This is a genomic window from Devosia salina, from assembly GCF_019504385.1.
Classification (GTDB): Bacteria; Pseudomonadota; Alphaproteobacteria; order Rhizobiales; family Devosiaceae; genus Devosia; species Devosia salina.
In genome coordinates this window covers 2,350,429-2,370,790 of record NZ_CP080590.1, presented here as the reverse complement: position 1 = coordinate 2,370,790, position 20,362 = coordinate 2,350,429, and the positions used below count along the sequence as shown (strand labels likewise).

Here is a 20,362-nt window from a genome sequence, read left to right as displayed (position 1 = left end):
GCAGCGATTCAGACTGGGTTCATCAAGTAAAAGGCGACGGAAGTGATTCCGCCGCCTCTCCTATCCAGTTGAATTTGTTCAGAAACTATCTGCCGTAGCGGGACTTGAGGTGGGCCTTGAAGTGATCGGCATTGAGCGGTTCGCCGGTGGCGCGGGTGATCAGCTCGGGGGTTGAGTAGCGCGAGGCCTGAGACCAAACCTTATCGGCCCGCCACTGGTTGATGGCCGCGAAGTCGCCCTCGCGCATCTGCGCGCGCATGTCGGGGAGGTCCTTCTGCATGGCGGCGGCAAGCTGGGCGGCGATCATGGCGCCCAGCGTATAGCTGGGGAAATAGCCGAAGGCGCCGCCGGGCCAGTGCACGTCCTGCATCGGCCCGTCCTTGGGGTCGTTGATGGTCGAGATGCCAAGATATTCGGTCATCCGCGCATCCCAGGCCTCGGGGATCTGGCTGGCTTCGAGCTTCCCCGAGACCAGTTCCTGCTCCAGCTCGTAGCGCAGGATGACATGGAGAGGGTAGGTGACCTCGTCGGCGTCGACGCGGATATAGCCGCGTTCGACGAAATTGACCTCATTGAGCACGTCGGCAATGTCCCAGCCGGGGATGGCGTCATCGCCCAGATGCTGGTGCACCAGGGGCAGCATGAACTCCCAGAATTCCGGGCTTCTGGCGAGCTGCATTTCCACGAACAGGCTCTGGCTTTCATGCATGCCCATGCCGCGCGCCTTGCCCAGCGGCCAATGCGACCATTCCTTGGGCAGGCCCTGCTCGTAAAGGGCGTGGCCGGTTTCGTGCAGCACGCCCATCAGCGAGGGCAGGAACTGGTCGGTGCGGTAGCGCGTGGTCATGCGCACATCGGTAGGCACGCCGCCACAGAAGGGGTGGTGTGACACGGCCAGCGAGCCATGGGTGAAGTCGAACCCGACGGCGCGCATGGCGGCCAGGCCCAGCTCGCGCTGCTTCTCGATGGGGAAGGGCGCGTTGAGGGACTTGCGCGGTCGCTGCGCCAGGCGATCCTCCTGCACCGACAGGGCGGTGGGCACGAAGTCCTTGAGGAAAGTCTTCAAATCGGCAAAGACGGCGTCGATCTCGGCGGTGCGGTTGCCGGGATCATATTGATCCATCAGGGCGTCGTAAGGCGCCAGACCAGTCGCGGCGGAGCGCAGGGCCGCTTCTTCGCGCACGAGGCCGATGACACCTTCGAGCGCCGGCAGGAACGAATCCCAGTCGCCCTTGGCGCGCAGCTCGCGCCACAATTGCTCGGAGCGCATGGTGGCCGCGGTGCGGCGCTCGACGAATTCGGTGGGCAGGCAGGTGGCGTTGACATAGCTCCGCTCGAACTCGGCCAGGGCCCGCTGCTGGTCCTCGTTGAGGTCTTCGTTGCGTGCTGCATCGATCCAGTCGGCAATCTGCGGCGCGGTGGCCTGGGCGTGATACATGCCGGCCAGATTGGCCATGGCCTCGGCGCGCTTTTCCCCGCCGCCGACAGCCATGTGGGTCGCTTCATCCGCCCCGAGAATGCTGAGGGCATGTTCGAGCGCCTCGAGCTTGCGGCCGAGATCATCGAGTTTCTGGAAAGACATGGCAGGCTCCTGAATGGGACCGCCGATGTCTTTCATAGCTGGGTGAAGGGATCAAGACTTGGTGTCTGGTGGACCTTTGTCCGAGCGCTTGGCGCCCGCAGTGCCAAGGGCTACGCCAATGGCGATGCCAATGCCGACGCCCAGGGCGATGTTGTCCAGGGCTACGCCAATGGCGATGCCAATGCCGACGCCCAGGGCGATGTTGTCCAGGGCCACGCCAATCCCTGCCCCAATGGCGATACCCACAGCGATACCGGTCGCAAGGTTCATAAGCGTCCTCCTTGTCATGGCTAACCCATAGCGATGGAAGGTGGTTGCCGAAATGGGGAGAGGCGCAGCCGGGGAAGCTGCGCCTCGTGGGGGGTGGGGACCGAGCCTGGGACAGCAGGCCCCCGGGAGAAGGCCCGGCGCGTTCTGCGTCGCGGGCCGTGCCGTTCCGTTCTGGAGCGGCCGGGGTAAGCGGCGGCGCGGATGGGGGAGTGCGCCGCCGAGGGGAAGGCTGCCTAGAAGGGCAGGATGGCGTCCATCACCTGCTGGCCATAGCGCGGCTGCTGCACATCGGTGATCTGGCCGCGGCCACCGTAGGAGATGCGGGCTTCGGCGATCTTGGTGGAGGGAATGGTGTTGTTGGCCTGGATGTCGGAGGGCCGGACGATGCCAGCCACGATCAGGTCGCGGACCTCGAAGTTCACCCGCACTTCCTGCCGGCCCTCAATGACCAGATTGCCATTGGGTAGAACCTGGGTGACCACGGCGGCCACCGAAGTCTCGAGCGCCTCGCTGCGGTTCACCGAGCCATTGCCGGCGTCCTTGATGCCGGAGTTGAAGTCGATGGCGGCCTGCGGATCGACATTGAGATCGGCCGAGGAGGTGGCGTTGGAGAAGACGGCGCCGAACAGGCCGCCCATGCCGGCGCTGTTGGTGGAATTGCGCGAGCGCTGGGTGTTGTTGTTGATCTGGGCGCTGTCGTCGATGGTGACGAGGACGGTGAGGATGTCGCCGACGCGGTGGGCGCGCTCGTCCTTGAAAAAGCCCTTGGCCGAGGTGCGGTACAGCGAATTGGCCTGGTAGGTATCGGCGATCGGCTCGGGCATGGGCATGCGCACCGGCTGGTATCCAGCCGTGGTGGTCGGGTCGGCGATGGCCGTCAGCACGGGGGCCTGCCCGACATTGGCGAGGCGGTCCATGGTGTTACAGCCGGCAAGCGCGGCGGCCAGGGTCAGGATGGTGGCGATCTTGGCGATGTTCATTTTCATCTGTCCCTGAATTAGAGGCCGGCAAGGGTAATGGGGGCGGCGGTGACTTCCACCGCGCCCGGCGCCACCACGGTGGCGCTGATGACGCGGCGGGACACCAGGTTCAGGACCTGAAGCGGGGCGCCTTCGGCGGCGCCGGTGACGGCCTGGCCCTTGACGGTCAGGGTCATCGGACCCTGGCGGTAGTAGATGGTGACGAGGTCATTCTTGGCGACGGCGAGCGGCACGCTGACATCGCTGGCGCGCAGCAGCATGCCGTCGCGGCTCTGGCGGTTCAGCGCCATGCCGACCAGCTGGTCGAGGCCGGCTACGCCCTGGGCGTCGGCCTGCTGGATGGGCAGGGGGCGCATGACGATATGCTCGGGGCGCAGGACGGTGCCGGCGGGCAGGCCGGCCAGCAGGTGCGGCGCCTCGATGCTGATCTCGATGCTGCCCGAGATGTCGAGCGGCCGGTCGATGCCGGCAAGCTGGAAGCGAGCGGAGAAGGTGCCATTGCCGGGCAGGTAACGGAGATTGTCGAGGCGGGCCGGCACGCCGGTGGCCGCTACATTGATCGGATCGACGGGCGTGGCGAACAGGGTATTGGCGCTCATGCCTTCGCCCAGGATGCCGCGATTGCGCAGGTCTTCGGCGATCAGCCCGGCCAGCAGGTCGTGATCGACGACGGCGGCGGCGCGGGAAACGCGGACCTGAGCCAGCCCGTTGACTTCGAAGCGGGTCAGGCCGATGCGGGCGGTGGCCGAACGAATGGCGGCGAGGTCGACATTGCCGGTGGTGCCGGGCATTGGCGAGCGGAACAGGGGCTGCTCGGCCAGCACGCCGGCATCCTCGAACATGTCGCCGACGGTAACGACCGGGTCGTTGACGGTGACATCGGCGCGGAGCACCGGGGCAGCGAAGGCAGTCGTGGCCGAGAGGGACAGCGTCAGGGCCAGGACGAGGGAGCGCATTGTCTTCATCATCAGTCTCCTCAGCTCAGCTGGCTGGTGGCCTGCATCATCTGGTCGGCGCCGGAGATGACGCGGGCGTTCATCTCGTAGGCGCGCTGGGCGGCGATGAGATCGGCGATCTCGGTCACCGAGTTCACATTGGCCATTTCGAGATAGTTCTGGAGCAGGTCCCCGGCGCCGTCGGTATTGGGGACGCTGACCTGGGCCGGACCGCTGGCAGCGGTCTCGAGGAAGAGGTTGTCGCCCATGGATTCGAGGCCCGACTTGTTGACGAAGCGGGCGAGCTGCAACTGACCAATCTGGGTCGCGGTGGTGTCGGTGCCAATGAAGGCTTCGACGGTGCCGTCGGGGGCGATGGATACGCCGCGGGCATTGCCTGGAATGGTGATGCCCGGATCGACCGGATAACCACTCGAGGTCACCAGCGTGCCCTCCGCGTCGCGCTCGAAGGAGCCGTCGCGAGTGTAGCCGGTGCGGCCGCCGGGCAGCTGGATCATGAAGAAGCCTTCGCCGCGGATGGCGACGTCCAGCTCACCCTCGGTCAGGTTCACCGAGCCCTGGCTCATGACGCGCGGCGTGGAGACGGTGCGCACGCCCGAGCCGATTTCGAGCCCGGCAGGCACCAGCGTGCCCTGGTCCGAGGTCTGCGAACCGGCGCGGGTGATCTGCTGGTAGAGCAGGTCCTGGAACTCCGCACGCTGGCGCTTGTAGCCCGTGGTGCGCATGTTCGCGATATTGTTGGAAATGACTTCGACATTGCGTTCCTGGGCGCCCATGCCGGTCGATGCGATATAAAGTGCTTTCATGGCGGAAGGTCCTCAGGTTCAGGCGTTGGCGTCGCCCAGGCGCTGGATGGCATTGCGGCGCATGTCATCCTGCTTCTGGGCCAGGGAGGCAGCGGATTCGTAGGCTCGCTGCACGCGGATCATTTCGGCCATTTCGGTCACACCCGAGACGTTGGAGCGCTCGACGTGGCCCTGCATGGCACGGGTGGTGGTGTTGGCCTGCGGCTGGCCGCCGGAATAGAGGTTGAGGCCCTCGCGCTTGAGGTCCTGGGCATTGGCGAATTCGACAATGCGGAGCTGGCCCTTCGCGCCGGCGCTGGATGAGACCGTGCCGTCGCTGGCAATGGTGATGCCGACCTCATCGGGGCCGAACTGGATCGGGCCGCCAGTGCCCAGCACCGGATTGCCGGACTGGTCGACCAGCGTGCCCTGATTGTTGAGCTGGAAGGAGCCGGCCCGGGTCCAGCGTTCACCGCCGGCGGTCTGCACGGCGAAGAAGCCGTCGCCGTTAAGGGCGACGTCGAGCTCGTTGCCGGTCTGCACGATGGCGCCGCCGGTCATGTCATGCATGGTGGCCCAGTCCTGCACATAGGACAGGGGCTGGTCGAGCGAGGGAAAGTCATTGTCGCGGGCGACCGGCATCACATATTCCTCGAACAGGATCTGCTCTGCCTTGAAACCAGTGGTGTTGAGGTTGGCGATATTGTTGGCCACCACGTCCAGCTGGCGCTGCAGCGCGATCTGCCGACTGAGGCCGATGAGTTGCGCGTTCTCGATCATGACAATCCCCGGTTTGGTCCCCGAGACAGCCTGCTTCCCCAAGCCGGTTGCCTCACCCGTTTACTTTGCAGAAACCGTGCCAAGGCAACAATTTTAATAAAATCAATGACTTGAGAAATTGCGCCTGCTAACCAGCGGCAGACATTTCCGTCGCAATCGGCAAAAGCTGCCCGGCAAAATCTGCCGGTTCAGGGCACTTCGTAACCATTCGTTAACCAACTGCGCCTTAGCTGGACAGCAAGCCGGAATCGACCGGAAATGCAGGCGTTTGGTAGGGCCTATTCATGGCTGCGGAAGCAGAAGCGGGAACGGAAGCGCCGGCCAAGAAGGGCATTCCCAAGCTCTTCATCATCATCGGGGCGGCCGCCATCGTGCTGCTGCTGGCCGGTGGGGGGCTGTTCTTCTTCCTGTCGTCCTCGGGCGGCGGAGAGGCCGCTGCCGACGGGCATGGCGGCGCCGAAGCGGGCGCGGAAGCCCATGATACCTTTATCTTCAACCTGCCGCCGATGATGGTGAACCTCAATTCGGAGGGGCAGGACAGCCCCTCGTTCATGAAGCTCACCATCGCCCTGGAGGTCGCTGATGAACACATGATGACCGAAATCCAGCCGCGGCTGGCCAAGGTCATCGACGCCTTCCAGGTCTATATGCGCGAACTGCGCAAGAGCGACCTCGAAGGGTCGGCCGGTATCTACCGGCTCAAGGAAGAACTGCTGCGCCGGGTGAACCTGGCCATCTATCCCGCCCATGTGGAGAGCGTGCTCTTCAAGGAAATCCTGGTGCAGTAATGGCGGGGCCGAGCGATCAGGACAAGCTGAGCGACGACTGGGGGCTGGACGATATCGGCACGGCCGCCGATCCGGCCGCCGGCGCGGTGGTCGATGAAAGCGACATGAGCGAGGAAGAGCGCGCTGCCGCTGCCGCCGCCGAATGGGCCGCCATGCTTGAAGGTGGCGATGGCGACGGGGAAGGCGGCGCCGATCGCGTCCTCAACCAGGACGAAATCGACAGCCTGCTCGGCTTCGATGCCAGTGCAGGCAGCAATGTCGAGCTGACGGGCGTGCAGGCGCTGATCAATTCGGCGCTGGTCAGCTATGAACGCCTGCCGATGCTGGAGATCGTCTTCGACCGCCTGGTGCGGCTGGCGACGACCTCGCTGCGCAATTTCACCAGCGACAATGTCGAAGTGACGATGGATTCGATCTCCTCGGTCCGCTTCGGCGACTATCTCAATTCCATCCCGCTGCCGGCCATTCTCTCGGTGATCAAGGCCGAGGAATGGGAGAATTACGGCCTGCTCACGGTCGATTCCAACCTCATCTATTCGATGATCGACGTGCTGCTCGGCGGGCGCCGCATCGGCGGCAATATCCGCGTCGAGGGGCGGCCCTACACGACCATCGAGATGGCGCTGGCCCGCAAGATGATCGAGATCATCCTCGAGGACACGCATCGCGCCTTCGAGCCGGTGACCCAGATCAATTTCAAGCTCGAGCGCATGGAGACCAATCCGCGCTTTGCCGCCATTTCGCGGCCGGGCAATGCTGCCATTTTGATCGAGCTGCGCATCGAAATGGATGATCGCGGCGGCAAGATCGAAATCCTCCTGCCCTATGCCACGATCGAGCCGATCCGCGAACAGCTGCTGCAGATGTTCATGGGTGAAAAGTTCGGTCGCGATCCGATCTGGGAAGGGCATCTGGCCACCGAGATCTTCCAGGCCGATGTCGAGATCGAGGCCGTGCTGCACGAGCAGCAATTGCCGCTCTCCCGCCTGCTCAACATGAAGCCGGGCCAGACGCTGATGTTCGAGCGCAGCCCGAGCGATCCGGTGCGGCTACGGTGTGGCGATGTCGAACTGACCGAGGCCATCATGGGCCATATCGGCAATCATGTTTCCGTGCGGGTCACGCGCCCGCTCAACCCGCCCAAGGTCACCATGGCGGCCTTTGAGGCAATCGACGAGACGATGGAAGGACGATGATGTTCGGGCTGCCTCTTGGACTATTTGTGGAAGGCGCTGTGGCAATCCTGCTGGCCCTGACCATCGGCTATTGCGTCATCCTGAACCAGCGCCTCCAGCGCCTGCACCAGGACAAGGATGCGATGCGGCAGATGGTGGCGGACCTCGTCAGTGCCACCAATCTGGCCAACCAGGCGATCAAGGAGCTGAAGTCGACGGCGGTCGAGGCCGACCTGTCGCTGACTGCGCGCCTCGAAGAGGCCGAGCGTTTCGGTGTCGAGCTGGCAAACCATGTGACTGCCGGTACGGTGCTGATGGAGCGCATTGCCAAGATCACCAGCGTCGCTCGCCACAGCCAGGCCATCGAACCGGTCGAACCGCCGAACAAGGTGCAGAACGCGCTGCAGCAATTGTCCGAGCGCGTGCGTAGCCGCGGAGCGGCCGCGTGACCAATATCCGCCTGCTTCCGGTCGTCATCCTGGCGGTCGCCGCGCTCCTGGTGCTCAAGACCATCGGACTGGTGACCAATGGCGGCTATGTGCTGACCGGGGTGAGCATCGCTCAGGCGGCCGGCGGCGGCGGGTCGGGTGCAGCGCCTGGCGAAACGGTGACGCTTCCGGGCGAGCCGACCATAGAGGACGCCAGTCCCACCCTGAGCGACGGTACACCCACGCTGGGCGAGTCCGCGTCTGGCGCTGAAGGCCATGGCGCTCCGGCGGCCGAGCATGGGTCGTCAGGCGAAGGCGAGGCAGCAGCACAAGGCGATGCCGCCGCCGATGGCGGTCACGGTGAGACCCCCAGCAATGTCGTCGCTGCCGAGAATGCGTGCGACCCGCGACCCGTGTCCGAAAAGGGCGAGGAGGACACCAGCGAGGGCCAATTGACGGTCATTCCGGCGGACTGCCCGCCGCCCGGCGATGCCCAGCCGCTGATGCTGACGCCGGATGGGGTGACGCCGCTCGGCGCCGGAGGATCAACGCTCACCGAACAGGCACTGCTTGAGCGTCTGTCCAACCGGCGGACCGAACTGGACAGCTACGAGCAGGAGCTGGCGATGCGCGCCTCGCTGGTCGAGGCCGCGGAAAAGCGGATCGAGGAGCGGCAGCAGACCCTGGAGGCGCTCGAGGGGCAGATTGCCGCGCTGGTTGAACAGCGCAAGGAAATGGAGGAAGGCCAGTTCGCCGGCATCGTGGCCATGTATGAGACCATGAAGCCCAAGGACGCGGCCAACATTTTCAATGCGCTCGACATCGAGGTGCTGTTGCGCGTCGCCAAGATGATGAGCCCGCGCAAAATGGCGCCCATTCTTGCCGAGATGGACACGATGCGCGCCCAGGAGCTCACCGTGCGCATGGCCTCGGCCAGCGCCGACCCGCTCGACCAGATGGCACCGGAAGACCTGGCGGCGCTGCCCCAGATCGTCGGACAATAGGCAATTGCCGCCCATCCCCTTAGGGGGGTGTTAAGTACCCACCGCTAGGGTTGCACGCACAGGGCATCCGTCCGTCCAGAAGGCGGCGGGTCCTGGAGTGTTGTAACCCTCGCGTTTTGAGGATTTCGGGGCATTTCGTCCCGCCCCCAATCGCGGCAAGATGCGTCGGGCGGGCAGAAGGCCGGTGAAGACCGCAATCAAGTCAGGCTGGCAGCGGACATTCCTGTCCTTGGCTGCCGCAACAATGGTCAGCATGCTGACTGTTGTCGCGCCTGCTTTTGCCGTCGACCAGGGCCAGCTCTTTGCGACGGAAGAAGACGGTTTTGGCCGCCTGATCCTCAGTTTTCCGGCGCTGGACGAACTGCCGCCCTATCAGTTCAAGATCGACAACAACGTGCTTTCGGTCGAGTTCGAGGACCCGGTGGATATCATCCTGCCGGACGTTGCCACGACCATGCCGAATTATCTTTCGGTGGCGCGGCAGGATCCGGATGGGCGCGGATTGCGGCTGGGGCTCAAGCGCGGCTTCAATTTCAACCGTATCGAAGCCGGCGAGCAGCTGTTCATCGACCTTCTGCCATCGACCTGGCAGGGCATGCCGCCAGCGCTGCCCCAGGAGGTCATCGACGAACTGGCCGAGCGCGCCCGCCTGGCCGCCATCCAGGCCGAGCGCGACCGCAAGGCCCGCATGGCGGCGGAACTGGACCCCAGGGTCGATGTGCGCGTCGGCCGCAATGCCACATTCCTGCGCGTGCAGTTCGACTGGACGGTGCCCACCGAAGCGGCCTTCACCCAGAAGGGGGCGGTGGGGGCGGCCACGTTCGAGTGGCCCGTGGGCATCGATCTCAGTGCCTTGCTGACCAATCTGCCGGCCGAGCTGGTTTCGGCGCAGGCGGGTAGCTCGGCGGATGGCTCGGCCGTGTCGTTCATCTTTGCCGAGGGCGTGACGCCGCGCTTTTACGCCATCACACCCTCGCAATATGTGCTCGATATCGACATTGCCGGCCAGGGCCTGCCGGAACTGAGCCGTGCCGAATTGACCGCAGCGGCCGAGCAGGCGGCGGCGCAGGCGGAGGCGAATGCACCCGAGGAACCGCAGATTGCGGCCCTGCAGCCGGCCGCGGCCGAGACCGTAAGGCCATTCATCAATGTCCTGGGCAATACCGTCCGCGTGGTGTTTCCGTTCGAGCAGGACACGCCTGCAGCGGTGTTCCGGCGCGGCGATACGGTGTGGATGATCTTCGATACGGTCAGTGGCATCGAGCCGCCGGCCGGTTCGCCGGAAATGGATGATATCGCGCAGGATTTCAGCGTGGTTTCCTCGGGCGACACGCAGGTGGTGCGGATCGACCTGGCGAAGGACCGTCTGGCGACGCTGGGGTCGGAGGGCATGGCCTGGGTGCTGTCGCTTGGCGACATGATGTTGAGCCCGACCGAACCCATGGACCTGTCGCGGCGGCGCGATATCGAGGGCGATTTCGAAATGGTGGCGGACATCGTTCGCCCCGGCCGCGTGCACGAATTCCGCGACCCGCTGGTCGGCGACGTGCTGGAGGTTGTCACGGCCTTTCCGCCGGCGCGCGGCCTGACGCGAACGCTGGACTATGTGGACTTCTCCGCCCTGCGCAGTGTGCATGGGCTGGTGATCAAGCCCAAATCCGCCAATATCGAAGTTGCCATCAACAGCCCCGAGGCGGTGATCTCTGCCATTGGAGGGCTGACGGTTTCGGCCATCGATGCGCTGCGCAATACCGGTTCGGAAGCGCAGGAAGCGGCGCGCGCCGGCTATGTCGACCTGGGATCGCTCGAGCAGCGCAGCCCGCCGGCCTTTGTGGAAACACGCGACGCGCTGGAACTGGCAGCGGCGGCCAGCGAAGGGCGCGACCGCGACATTGCCCGGCTCAAGCTGGCCCAATATTTGGTTGCGAACCGGCTCGCGCTTGAGGCTGTCGGCGTTCTCAAGGTTCTGCAGGACGAACTCAAGGCGGTCGATCTGACCCGCGAGATTCGCAATACGCAGGCTATTGCCGACGTGCTTGCGGGACGGCCGCGCGATGCCCTGCAATTGCTCAATGCGGCCTCGCTGGACCAGGAGGTGGATGCCTTGTTCTGGCGCACCATCGCCCGGGCGGACACGCAGGACTATCGTGGTGCACGCTTCGACGCCATGCAGGCGCGCGCCATTGCCGACAGCTATCCCGAATGGGCGCGGAACCGCTTCCGGCTGGCTGCGACGCGGGCGGCGGTCGAGACCGATGATGCCGCGCTGGCCCAGCGCATGCTGGACTCCATCGACTTTGCCAGCCTCAGCATCGAGGACGCATCGCTTCATCACCTGCTTTCGGGCCGGATCGACGAGATCGAAGGCCGGAACCAGGAGGCGCTCGACACCTATGGGCAGGTGATCGCCTCGGAAGTGCGGCCGACGCGGGCCGAAGCGGTGTTTCGCACGCTGCAGCTGCTCGATAAGGAAGGGCGGCTGGACCTGGCCAAGGGCACGCAGACGCTGGCTGCGGAGACGCTCCTATGGCGCGGCGATGCGCTGGAAGCGGACATGCAGACGCTGCTGGCGCAGCTCTATTTCCGCAATGGCGATTATCGGCAGGGCTTCGAGACGGTGAAATCGGCCGTCGCCAATTACCCGGAAAGCCCGCCGGTCAATGCGCTGCGGGATCAGGCGCAGTCGATGTTCGCGGACCTCTTCCTCAACGGGCTGGCCGATTCCATCGGGCCGGTCGAGGCGCTGGCCATCTACTACGACTTCCAGCACCTGACGCCGCCGGGGGCCCGGGGCGACGAGATGATCCGCAACCTGGCGCGGCGCCTGGTGCGCGTCGACCTGCTGCCGCAGGCTGCAAGCCTGCTGCAATACCAGCTCGACAATCGCCTGCGCGGGGTGGCGCGCACCCAGATTGCCTCGGACCTGGCGGTGATCTACCTGGCCGACCGCAAGCCGCAGGATGCCATGCGGGTGCTCAACGACACGCAATTGCCCGGCCTGCCGGAGTCGCTGCAGCGGCAGCGGCGAATTCTGGAGGCGCGGGCCATGATTGATGGCGGCCGCGACCAGCTGGCCCTCGACCTGATCAGCAATATGGACGGCAAGGACGTCGAATTGCTGCGCATCGACGCGCACTGGAAGGCGCGGCGCTACAGCCAGGCGGGCGAGATGATCGAGGCCATCTACAGCAACGAGCCGGAGGGCAAGCCGCTCAACTATGTGGCGCGGATGAGCCTGATCAAGGCGGCGGTGGGCTATGTGCTGGCGGGCGACGATTTCGGCCTGTCGCGCCTGCGCGCCAAGTTCGGCGAACTGATGGTGGCGTCGCCCGAATGGCGGATGTTCGACTATGTCACCGGCCCGATCCAGGCGACAAGCCTCGAGTTCAAGCGGGTGGCCGCAGAGGTCGCGGCGGTGGACAGCCTTTCGGCCTTCCTCTCGTCCTATCGCGAGACCTATGCCGGCGAGGGTGCGCTGACCCCGCTCAATGCCAGCAAGCCCGATGCGGGGCTGGCGTCGCTCTAGAACTCCCGTTCTGATTAAATCAGAACGGGAGCTCTATCTCTTTGTTTTGTCACGCTTTCGAACCGCAAAAGTGGTGTCCACTTTTGCTGAAAGCGCTCTAGCCCGAAAAGCTGCGGACCAGTGAGCCGGCGACCAGGTACCAGCCGTCGACCAGCACGAAGAAGATCAGCTTGAAGGGCAGGGAGATGACGACCGGCGGCAGCATCATCATGCCCATGCTCATCAGCACCGAGGCCACGACCATGTCGATGACCACGAAGGGCAGGAAGAGCAGGAAACCGATCTCGAAGGCCCGGCGCAGTTCCGAGATCATGAAGGCGGGCACCAGCAATTGGAGCGGTATGGCCTCGGGCTCGGCGGGTGGCTCGGCTTCGGTCAGGTCGTAGAAGAGCTCGAGATCCTTGTCGCGCACATTGGCGCGCATGAATTCATGCAGCGGTGCGGCCCCGGCATCGAAGGCCTCGGCAAATTCGATCTGCCCGGCCATCAGCGGGGCGATGCCCTGCTCATAGCTCGCCTGCAGGGTGGGCTGCATGATGAAGAGGGTCAGGAATAGGGCCAGCGAGACCATGACCGTGTTGGGCGGCGCGGTCTGCAGGCCAATGGCCGTGCGCAGCAGGGAGAGCACCACCACGATGCGGGTAAAGCTCGTCACCATCACGAGGATCGAGGGCGCCAGCGAGAGCAGCGTGATCAGCCCGATGAGCTGGATCGCGCGTTCGGTCAGCGTGGTCTCGTCGCCGAAATCGATGGAGAGGTTCTGGGCGTAGGCGCGCCCGGTCAGGGCCAGCAGCACGCCCGTGGCGACCAGAAAAGGCAAGGCGCGCCGCCACAGGCGCGCGCGGGCCGGTTCAGGGTCGGTTGGCAGGGGTGCCGGTCTCGTGCTCAAGCGCGTCGCCTTCGCTCGCCTCGTGGTTCCCGTCCTCTTTAGCTGAGTCGGCACCGGGCACGGCCGAAATGTCCGGGTTATGCCCGATCACGGTGGGGTCCTGCGTGGTCACCGGGCGGAGCAGGCCCGTATGGCGCAGCGAACGGGTGGCCTTTGGGGCTGCCGTGGCGGGCGCAGGGGGCGTGGCGATCTCGGGCTCGGCCTCCACGGCGGGTTCGGTTGGACGCGCGGTGGCGAGGGCCGGCTTGCGGGCGCCGAGAGTGGGCAGGGTGCGTCGCGCCGGAGCGGACTGGGGTGCCTCTGCGGGGACGGGAATGCCGGTTTCGACCACCAGATCCTGCGGGCCGCCGATGAGGACGAGATGTTCGACGTCGTCGCGGCGGATGATCAGCAATTGCCGCTTCTGGTCGACCGACAGGGTGTCGATCACGGCCAGGCGGCGATTGCGGCCGCGGGCGACATTGCCCGAGACGTTCGACACGAGCCGGAGCAGCCAGGCCGCGAGCAGAATGAGCACCAGCACGATGCCCAGGGCAAAGATCATGGTCAGTATGGTGTTGCCGCTGCCGCCAAACAGGCCGGTGATGAATTGCACTGGCAAGGTCTCCAAGGGTATTCCGCCAAGACAAGGCACATAGCGCGATTCCGGAGGTGGCAATAGCGCTGAGGTGTCACAGGTCGGCACTTCCTGCCTATCGCGCCCGTCTTGTGCGCAAAATGCGACAGGATTTGGCCCTTCGCACCGGGTTGGTTAACGCTTGATTAACCATTCACCCGGCAAGAATTGCCCAATTGCAGCGATTGCGGGAGTTCGGCCCATGGGCCTCATGGACATGCCAGTCTTTTCGGCCCTGACCGACAAGATGCGCTGGCATCAGACCCGTCAAGGCCTGCTGGCCGAGAACGTCGCCAATGCCGAAACGCCCGGCTATCGCGGCCGCGATCTCAAGCAATACGACTTCGCCGACCGCCAGGGGATGATGCAGTCCTCGGCGATCGTCACCTCCGTGACGCAGCCCATGCATTTCTCCGCCTCTTCTGGAGAGGGGGCGGCCTTCGATGCGCAGCGCATGGCCAATTTCGAGATCACGCCGGAGGGGAACGGGGTGTCGCTCGAGGACGAGATGATGAAGGTCACGACCAATATGATGGACTATCAGGCCGCGACCTCGCTCTACCAGAAGTCCATCCGCATCCTGCGCGTTGCGCTGGGCAAGAACGCATAAGAGGTAGGCCATGGACTTCAACTCTTCGCTTCGCATCGCCGCCACGGGCCTGCATGCGCAGACGGCCCGGATGCGGGTGATCGCCGAGAACATCGCCAACGCGGATTCGGCCGGCACCAAGCCGGGCGAGGAGCCCTATCGCCGCCGCATCCCCACCTTCCAGACCAGTTTCGACGCCGATGTTGGCGGACGGGTCGTGGAAGTGGGGCGGCTGGCCTATGACATGAGCGACTTCACCTCGCGCTTCGAGCCTGGCCACCCGGCGGCCGATGCCAATGGCTATGTGCAATATCCCAACGTCAACACGCTGATCGAGACGGTGGACATGCGCGAGGCCCAGCGCAGCTACGAGGCCAATCTCAACGTGGTCACCGTGACCCGCCAGATGCTCGGGCGCACGCTCGACATTCTGCGCGGCTGATAAGATCGAGAGGGCGCCCAAATGGCCATCAATACCCCGTTCAACGCCGCGGCCGCCGCCTATGGCAATGCCAGCCGGCTGATCAACCAGGCCGCCAAGCCCAATGCAGACCTGACGGCCACGGCGCCATCGGCGGGCGGGAACTTCGCCGATCTGCTGGCCCAGAATGTCCAGGGCGTGGTCGACCAGGGCAAGGCGGCCGACCAGATGGCCATGGACATGGTCAGCGGCAAGGCCAATGTGGTGGACATGGTGACGGCGCTCAGCGAGACCGAAATGGCCATCGAAAGCATGGTCACCATCCGCGACCGGGTGATTTCCGCCTATGAGGAAATCATGCGGATGCCGATCTAGGCTGTTTGCGCACCCACTGCATGTCACCCCGGCGAAGGCCGGGGCCCATCCTGAGATGTAGGGGAAAACACAGCCGGCGGCGCAGGTCGCGATACCTCGGGATGGGCCCCGGCCTTCGCCGGGGTGACAGCCGGTGGTAGGCTAGTCAGCGAATCGAAGGACGATCATGACCGGCGCAGAAGTGCTCGACATTGCCAGCCAGGGGATATGGACGCTGATCATCGTGTCCATGCCCATGATGCTGGTCGGGCTGATTGTCGGCGTGGTCATCGCCCTGTTCCAGGCGCTGACGCAGATCCAGGAAATGACCCTGGTCTTCGTGCCCAAGATCATCGCCATCTTCGTGACCATGCTGATCACGCTGCCATTTCTTGGCGCCACCATGTCCGGTTTCATGGACCGGGTGGTCGACATGATCATCGTGGGCGGCTGACGCGGTGACGATCAGCCTGGACTGGCTGCCGGCCACCGCCTTTACCTATATCATCCTGTTCGCGCGCATCGCCTCGATGCTCATGCTGATGCCGGCGCTGGGCGAGCAGACCATTCCGGTGCGCATGCGTCTCAGTTTCGCGCTGGCCCTGACGCTGGTGATCTTTCCGCTTTTGAGCGGTGTCATACCGGCCATGCCGCCCAGCCTTGCGGGCATGGTGGGGCTGCTGTTCCACGAACTGGCGGTGGGGCTGATCATCGGCGCCATCGTGCGCATTACCGTGATGGCCACCCAGGTGGCCGGTACAATCGTGGCGTTCCAGACCGGCCTTTCCGGTGCGCTGGCGGCAGACCCCACGCAGGCCGGCGTCCAGGGCGCGGTGTTTTCGAGCTTCCTGTCCTTTCTCGGCATCACGCTGATCTTTGCCACCGACCTGCACCACATGGCGCTGGCGGCGATCTATGACAGCTACATGGTGTTCTCGCCCACCGACCCGCTGATGTTCGAGGATGCGGCGCAACTGGCCGTGCGCGCCGTCTCCAGCGCCTTCTCGGTCGGCGTGCAGATGGCTGCGCCGTTCATCGTCTTCGGCCTCGTGTTCAACCTCGGCTCGGGCATCCTGGCGCGGCTGATGCCGCAATTGCAGGTCTATTTCATCCTGACGCCGGCCAATATCATCGTCGGGCTGCTGCTGTTCGCGATCCTGCTGGCGATGATGATGGGATGGTATCTCACGGCGTTCGAGAACCATCTGGCGATGTGGAGGGGCTAGCTCATGTCGGATGACGCCCCCGAACAGGACTCCAAAACAGAAGACCCTTCCCAAAAGAAGCTCGATGACGCCCACAAGAAGGGCGATGTCGCCAAGAGCCAGGAGGTGACGACCTGGTTCATGCTGCTGGGCTCGGGGATCGTGTTTGCCATGCTCTCTCCCTGGATCAGCAGCCAGCTGAGCCAGTCGCTCAGCCTGATCATGATGAATGCCGACCAGTTCGACGTGGAGGGGTCCGGTTTCGCCGACTTCTTCAACGGAATGGCCTTCGCCATTATCGGCGTGGTGGTGGTGCCGCTGCTGGTGCTGATGGTGTGCGGCGTGCTGGCCAATCTGGTGCAACACCGCCTTGTCTGGTCGGTTGACCCCATCACCCCCAAGCTCTCCAAGGTCTCGCCCATTGGCGGCGCCAAGCGCCTGTTCTCCGCCGATGCGCTGGTCAATTTCGGCAAGGGGCTGATCAAGATCGTTATTGTGGGCGCCATCGTGGTGGCGGTGTGCTGGCCCGAGCGCGACCGACTCGACACGATGATGACGGCCGACCCGATCATGATCCTGATGGATTTCCAGGAGATCGGGATCAAGATCTTCGCCTCGGTGCTGGCGGTGATCACCGCCATCGCGGCTGCCGACTATTTCTACGTTCGCCAGAAATGGTGGAAGCGGCAGATGATGACGGTCCAGGAGACGCGCGAAGAATACAAGCAGATGGAGGGCGACCCGCATGTGAAGGGGCGCCTGCGCCAGTTGCGGCAGGATCGGGCCCGCAAGCGCATGATGGCCGCCGTGCCTGACGCGACCGTGGTCATCACCAACCCGACCCACTTCGCCGTCGCGCTCAAATATGACAAGTCGATGGCGGCACCCAAATGCGTGGCCAAGGGTGCCGATGCCGTGGCGTTCCGCATCCGTGAGCTGGCCAAGCAGAGCGATGTGCCGATCGTCGAAAATCCGCCACTTGCGCGTGCTCTGTTCGCCTCGGTGGAGGTCGACGAGACCATTCCGGGTGAACACTTCAAGGCGGTGGCAGAAGTCATCGGCTTCGTGATGCGCCTCAAGCGGCCGGGCGGCGGCTGGCGGCCGAGCGCGTAGCGTTCCCGTTGTCTGACTGAATCAGGAACGGCGCTCTATCTCCTTGTTTTGTTGCGCTTTCGAACCTCGAAGGTGAAATACACTCTGACTGAAAGCGATCCGGCCCTGGGGCGGGCGTCAAGCCCAAGGGCGGTATGGTCGGAGCGATGGCAAGAACGCCTCCATCCACGGCAAAAAGCCGCTTCGCACTCCCCTGCGGGCGGTCCATTTGCTAGACCAATCCTGATGTCCCGATTCGGGACGGCCCGAATTGCGCTGGAGCAGTAGAACCATGGCATCGACGCCGCTCGGCGATGACAGCTATCCCGAACCGGTCCTGGACGCGGGGCGCGGCGGAGCCGGGCTATGGCGCGTGGTCGTGCTCGGCCTGGTGCTGGTGGTGGTGGCCGTGGTGTTCTCGCTGTTCGGGGACCGAATTCCGTCCGAACTGGTGATGACCTTTGTGGGCGTGCTGGCCGTCGCCGGCGTGTTCTTCCTGTTTGGCCTGGCCGCGGGCCTGTTCCGCTTTGCCGGCAGCGAAGACCGGCGCACGCTCAGCCACGCGGTGGTCGACAGCCTGCCATTTGGCGCCGTGATCGCCGATCGGGAAGGCAAGATCACCTATGTGAACCATCATTATGGCAGTTTCCCCGGCGCCATGACCAATGGCGTGCCGGTGGGCGTGCCGCGCCTGTTTTCCGGCTATGCGGATGCGGGCGAGGCGATCTACCGGCTGTCGCGGGCGGCGCGCGACGGGCGCAGCGCCATCGAAGATATCCGGGTGCCCGGCGGGCTGGGCGGATCGCAGGCCGAGGCCAACCGGGTGTTCTGGTATCGGGTTTCGGTGCGGCCGCTGCCGCAGACCGATGATGCGCGCAAGCCGCTGGTGGCCTGGTCAGTCGAGGACATCACCCGCGATCGCGAGAACAATGAGACCGCGTTCCGCGATCTGCAGCGCGCCATCGATTATCTCGATCATTCGCCCTCGGGCTTTTTCTCGGCCGATGCGCATGGCCGCATTCAATATCTCAACTCCACCCTGGCCGACTGGCTCGGCTATGACCTGGCCGAATTCAATGCCGGGCAACTCGCGCTTTCCGACATCGTGCGCGGCGATGGCGCCTCGCTGCTGATGCGGGGCAGGGGCGACGGGGAAATCCGCACCGAGGTCATCGATATCGACCTCGTGCGCCGCAATGGCACGGCGCTGCCGGTGCGCCTGCTGCATCGCGCCGCGCGGCTGGCCGACGGGGAACTGGGTGAAACGCGGACGCTGGTGCTCGACATGTCGAGTGCGCCGGATACGGAAGAAGAATTGCGCGCCGCCGAAGTGCGGTTTTCGCGCTTCTTCAACGACACGCCGTTCGCCATTGCCACGCTCGATGGCGAAGGCCGTATCGTGCGCACCAATGCGCCGTTCGGGCGGATCTTCCATTGGTCGGGCGAGGACAAGAGCCTCGAATTGCAGCCGCTTGGCGACCTGATCGGCGAGGCCAGCCGGGACAAGCTGGTGCGTGCACTGGCGGACGCGACCGCACAGCGTTCGGAAGTCGAGCCGGTGGACGCGGTGCTCAGCGCCGAAGGCGACCATGCGGTGCGGCTCTATATTTCGGCTTCCGAGGTCAGCGCCGGTTCGCCCGAGCAGGTCAATGTCTATGCGCTGGACATGACCGACCAGCGCAAGCTCGAGGCCCAGTTTGCCCAGAGCCAGAAAATGCAGGCCGTGGGCCAGCTTGCGGGCGGCGTGGCGCACGACTTCAACAATCTGCTCACCGCCATTATCGGTTTCTCCGACCTGCTGCTGTTGAAGCACAAGCCGGGCGATCCCAGCTTTAACGAGCTGATGCAGATCAAGCAGAACGCCAATCGCGCAGCGGGCCTCACCCGCCAGCTGCTGGCCTTCTCGCGCCGCCAGACCTTGCGGCCGCAGGTGCTGGAGCTGCCGCTGATCGTTGACGACCTGACGGTGCTCTTGAAGCGCATGATCGGCGAGAAGAACAATCTCTCCGTCGAGCATGGCCGCAATATCTGGCCGGTGCGCGCCGACGTGGTGCAGCTCGAACAGGTGATCATCAACCTGGTGGTCAATGCCCGCGACGCCATGCCCAATGGCGGTTCGATCACCATTCGCACCGCCAATGTCACCGAGGCCGAGGCGGCGGGGATGAAGTTCGAGGGCATGGTGCCGGCCGACTATGTGCTGATCGATGTCGAGGATACCGGCACGGGCATGAGTCCGGAGGTGCTGGCCAAGATCTTCGAGCCCTTCTTCACCACCAAGGAGCTGGGCAAGGGGACCGGGCTGGGGCTTTCCACGGTCTATGGCATCGTCAAGCAGACCGAGGGCTTCATCTACCCGGTTTCGACCGTGGGCGTGGGCACGACCTTCAAGATTTTCCTGCCGCGCTATGTGCCGACGCCGGAAGAGGCGGCGGCCAAGGCAGCGAGCGCTGCAGCGCCGGCCAAGGACCTCACCGGCCATGAGCGCATTCTCCTGGTCGAGGACGAGGAAAGCGTGCGCGCCTTCTCGGCCCGGGCGCTCAAGGCCACCGGCTACGAGGTATTCGAGGCCGATGGCGGCGAGGAAGCGCTCGAAGTGCTCGAAGACCTCGACTACGAGGTCGATCTCATCATCTCGGATGTGGTGATGCCGGAAATGGATGGCCCGACCATGCTCAAGGTCATCCGCGAGAAGATGCCCAGGCTGAAGATCATTTTCGTTTCCGGCTATGCCGAGGAAAGTGTGCGCCGCGACATCGAGGACGACCAGAGCGTCGACTTCCTGCCCAAGCCCTATTCGCTCGACCAGATCAATTCCAAGGTCAAGGAAGTGCTGGGGCGAATGGACAAGAGCGAGTAGCCAATCGTCGGACCAAGTGGGACATTAGCTGCTGGTCAGGGCGCGTTTGTTCAGCACGTGGT

General features: G+C 64.5%; 20 protein-coding genes. 12 read left to right on the top strand and 8 right to left on the bottom strand.

Annotation, left to right across the window (positions count from 1 at the left end; genetic code table 11):
• Positions 1-85: 85 nt before the first annotated feature.
• The 6 genes from K1X15_RS11500 to flgF all read right to left on the bottom strand — a co-directional run bounded on the left by K1X15_RS11500 (position 86) and on the right by flgF (position 5,350).
• The gene (locus K1X15_RS11500; protein ID WP_220303739.1) at positions 86-1,582 is read right to left on the bottom strand and encodes a carboxypeptidase M32; all 1,497 of its coding nucleotides are present in this window, start codon (positions 1,580-1,582) and stop codon (positions 86-88) included.
• 51 nt (positions 1,583-1,633) lie between these two features.
• Positions 1,634-1,852 (bottom strand): glycine zipper domain-containing protein, encoded by a 219-nt coding sequence (locus tag K1X15_RS11495; protein WP_220307655.1) that lies wholly within the window; start codon positions 1,850-1,852, stop codon positions 1,634-1,636.
• 233 nt (positions 1,853-2,085) lie between these two features.
• Positions 2,086-2,832, bottom strand: coding sequence for a flagellar basal body L-ring protein FlgH (flgH, locus tag K1X15_RS11490; protein WP_220303738.1), 747 nt, complete (start codon positions 2,830-2,832; stop codon positions 2,086-2,088).
• A gap of 17 nt (positions 2,833-2,849) precedes the next feature.
• A complete protein-coding gene (gene flgA, locus K1X15_RS11485; protein ID WP_220303737.1) occupies positions 2,850-3,800 on the bottom strand; it encodes a flagellar basal body P-ring formation chaperone FlgA in 951 nt (316 codons plus the stop codon).
• Between the two features lie 8 nt (positions 3,801-3,808).
• Positions 3,809-4,594 carry a flagellar basal-body rod protein FlgG gene (gene flgG / locus K1X15_RS11480; RefSeq protein ID WP_220303736.1) on the bottom strand — a complete coding sequence of 262 codons (786 nt, stop codon included), beginning with the start codon at positions 4,592-4,594 and terminating at the stop codon, positions 3,809-3,811.
• Positions 4,595-4,612: 18 nt separating this feature from the next.
• Positions 4,613-5,350: a flagellar basal-body rod protein FlgF gene (gene flgF / locus K1X15_RS11475; protein WP_220307521.1), complete on the bottom strand. Its 738-nt coding sequence runs from the start codon at positions 5,348-5,350 to the stop codon at positions 4,613-4,615.
• A 287-nt stretch (positions 5,351-5,637) separates the two neighbouring features.
• On the opposite strand from flgF, the gene K1X15_RS11470 reads away from it, so the two are divergent.
• The 5 genes from K1X15_RS11470 (at position 5,638) to K1X15_RS11450 (ending at position 12,274) form a co-directional block, all read left to right on the top strand.
• On the top strand, positions 5,638-6,141 hold the full coding sequence (locus K1X15_RS11470; protein WP_220303735.1) for a flagellar basal body-associated FliL family protein: 504 nt from the start codon (positions 5,638-5,640) through the stop codon (positions 6,139-6,141).
• Complete coding sequence (gene fliM, locus K1X15_RS11465; RefSeq protein WP_220303734.1) at positions 6,141-7,337, top strand: flagellar motor switch protein FliM; 1,197 nt, start codon at positions 6,141-6,143, stop codon at positions 7,335-7,337. The genes K1X15_RS11470 and fliM overlap by 1 nt, the downstream gene beginning before the upstream one ends.
• 38 nt (positions 7,338-7,375) lie before the next feature.
• A complete protein-coding gene (locus tag K1X15_RS11460; protein ID WP_220303733.1) occupies positions 7,376-7,765 on the top strand; it encodes a DUF6468 domain-containing protein in 390 nt (129 codons plus the stop codon).
• Complete coding sequence (locus tag K1X15_RS11455) at positions 7,762-8,748, top strand: MotE family protein (protein WP_220303732.1); 987 nt, start codon at positions 7,762-7,764, stop codon at positions 8,746-8,748. Before K1X15_RS11460 ends, K1X15_RS11455 begins: the two co-directional genes overlap by 4 nt.
• A gap of 184 nt (positions 8,749-8,932) precedes the next feature.
• The gene (locus tag K1X15_RS11450; protein ID WP_220303731.1) at positions 8,933-12,274 is read left to right on the top strand and encodes a tetratricopeptide repeat protein; all 3,342 of its coding nucleotides are present in this window, start codon (positions 8,933-8,935) and stop codon (positions 12,272-12,274) included.
• 97 nt (positions 12,275-12,371) lie between these two features.
• Here the strand turns inward: K1X15_RS11450 and fliP are convergent, their stop codons facing one another.
• Entirely contained in the window at positions 12,372-13,163 is a 792-nt protein-coding gene (gene fliP, locus K1X15_RS11445; RefSeq protein WP_420828339.1) for a flagellar type III secretion system pore protein FliP, read from the bottom strand.
• Positions 13,126-13,758 (bottom strand): flagellar biosynthetic protein FliO, encoded by a 633-nt coding sequence (locus K1X15_RS11440; RefSeq protein WP_220303730.1) that lies wholly within the window; start codon positions 13,756-13,758, stop codon positions 13,126-13,128. The genes fliP and K1X15_RS11440 overlap by 38 nt, the downstream gene beginning before the upstream one ends.
• A gap of 223 nt (positions 13,759-13,981) precedes the next feature.
• Between K1X15_RS11440 and flgB the strand changes: the two genes are divergently transcribed.
• The 7 genes from flgB to cckA all read left to right on the top strand — a co-directional run bounded on the left by flgB (position 13,982) and on the right by cckA (position 20,300).
• Positions 13,982-14,389 carry a flagellar basal body rod protein FlgB gene (gene flgB, locus K1X15_RS11435; protein WP_220303729.1) on the top strand — a complete coding sequence of 136 codons (408 nt, stop codon included), beginning with the start codon at positions 13,982-13,984 and terminating at the stop codon, positions 14,387-14,389.
• Between the two features lie 10 nt (positions 14,390-14,399).
• On the top strand, positions 14,400-14,810 hold the full coding sequence (flgC, locus tag K1X15_RS11430) for a flagellar basal body rod protein FlgC (RefSeq protein WP_220303728.1): 411 nt from the start codon (positions 14,400-14,402) through the stop codon (positions 14,808-14,810).
• A 21-nt stretch (positions 14,811-14,831) separates the two neighbouring features.
• Positions 14,832-15,164 (top strand): flagellar hook-basal body complex protein FliE, encoded by a 333-nt coding sequence (gene fliE, locus K1X15_RS11425; RefSeq protein ID WP_220303727.1) that lies wholly within the window; start codon positions 14,832-14,834, stop codon positions 15,162-15,164.
• 166 nt (positions 15,165-15,330) lie between these two features.
• Positions 15,331-15,597 (top strand): flagellar biosynthesis protein FliQ, encoded by a 267-nt coding sequence (gene fliQ, locus K1X15_RS11420; protein WP_220303726.1) that lies wholly within the window; start codon positions 15,331-15,333, stop codon positions 15,595-15,597.
• Positions 15,598-15,601: 4 nt separating this feature from the next.
• A complete protein-coding gene (fliR, locus tag K1X15_RS11415; RefSeq protein WP_220303725.1) occupies positions 15,602-16,369 on the top strand; it encodes a flagellar biosynthetic protein FliR in 768 nt (255 codons plus the stop codon).
• A 3-nt stretch (positions 16,370-16,372) separates the two neighbouring features.
• Positions 16,373-17,461: a flagellar biosynthesis protein FlhB gene (gene flhB / locus K1X15_RS11410; RefSeq protein WP_220303724.1), complete on the top strand. Its 1,089-nt coding sequence runs from the start codon at positions 16,373-16,375 to the stop codon at positions 17,459-17,461.
• A gap of 271 nt (positions 17,462-17,732) precedes the next feature.
• On the top strand, positions 17,733-20,300 hold the full coding sequence (gene cckA, locus K1X15_RS11405; RefSeq protein ID WP_220303723.1) for a cell cycle histidine kinase CckA: 2,568 nt from the start codon (positions 17,733-17,735) through the stop codon (positions 20,298-20,300).
• The last annotated feature ends 62 nt before the right edge of the window (positions 20,301-20,362 follow it).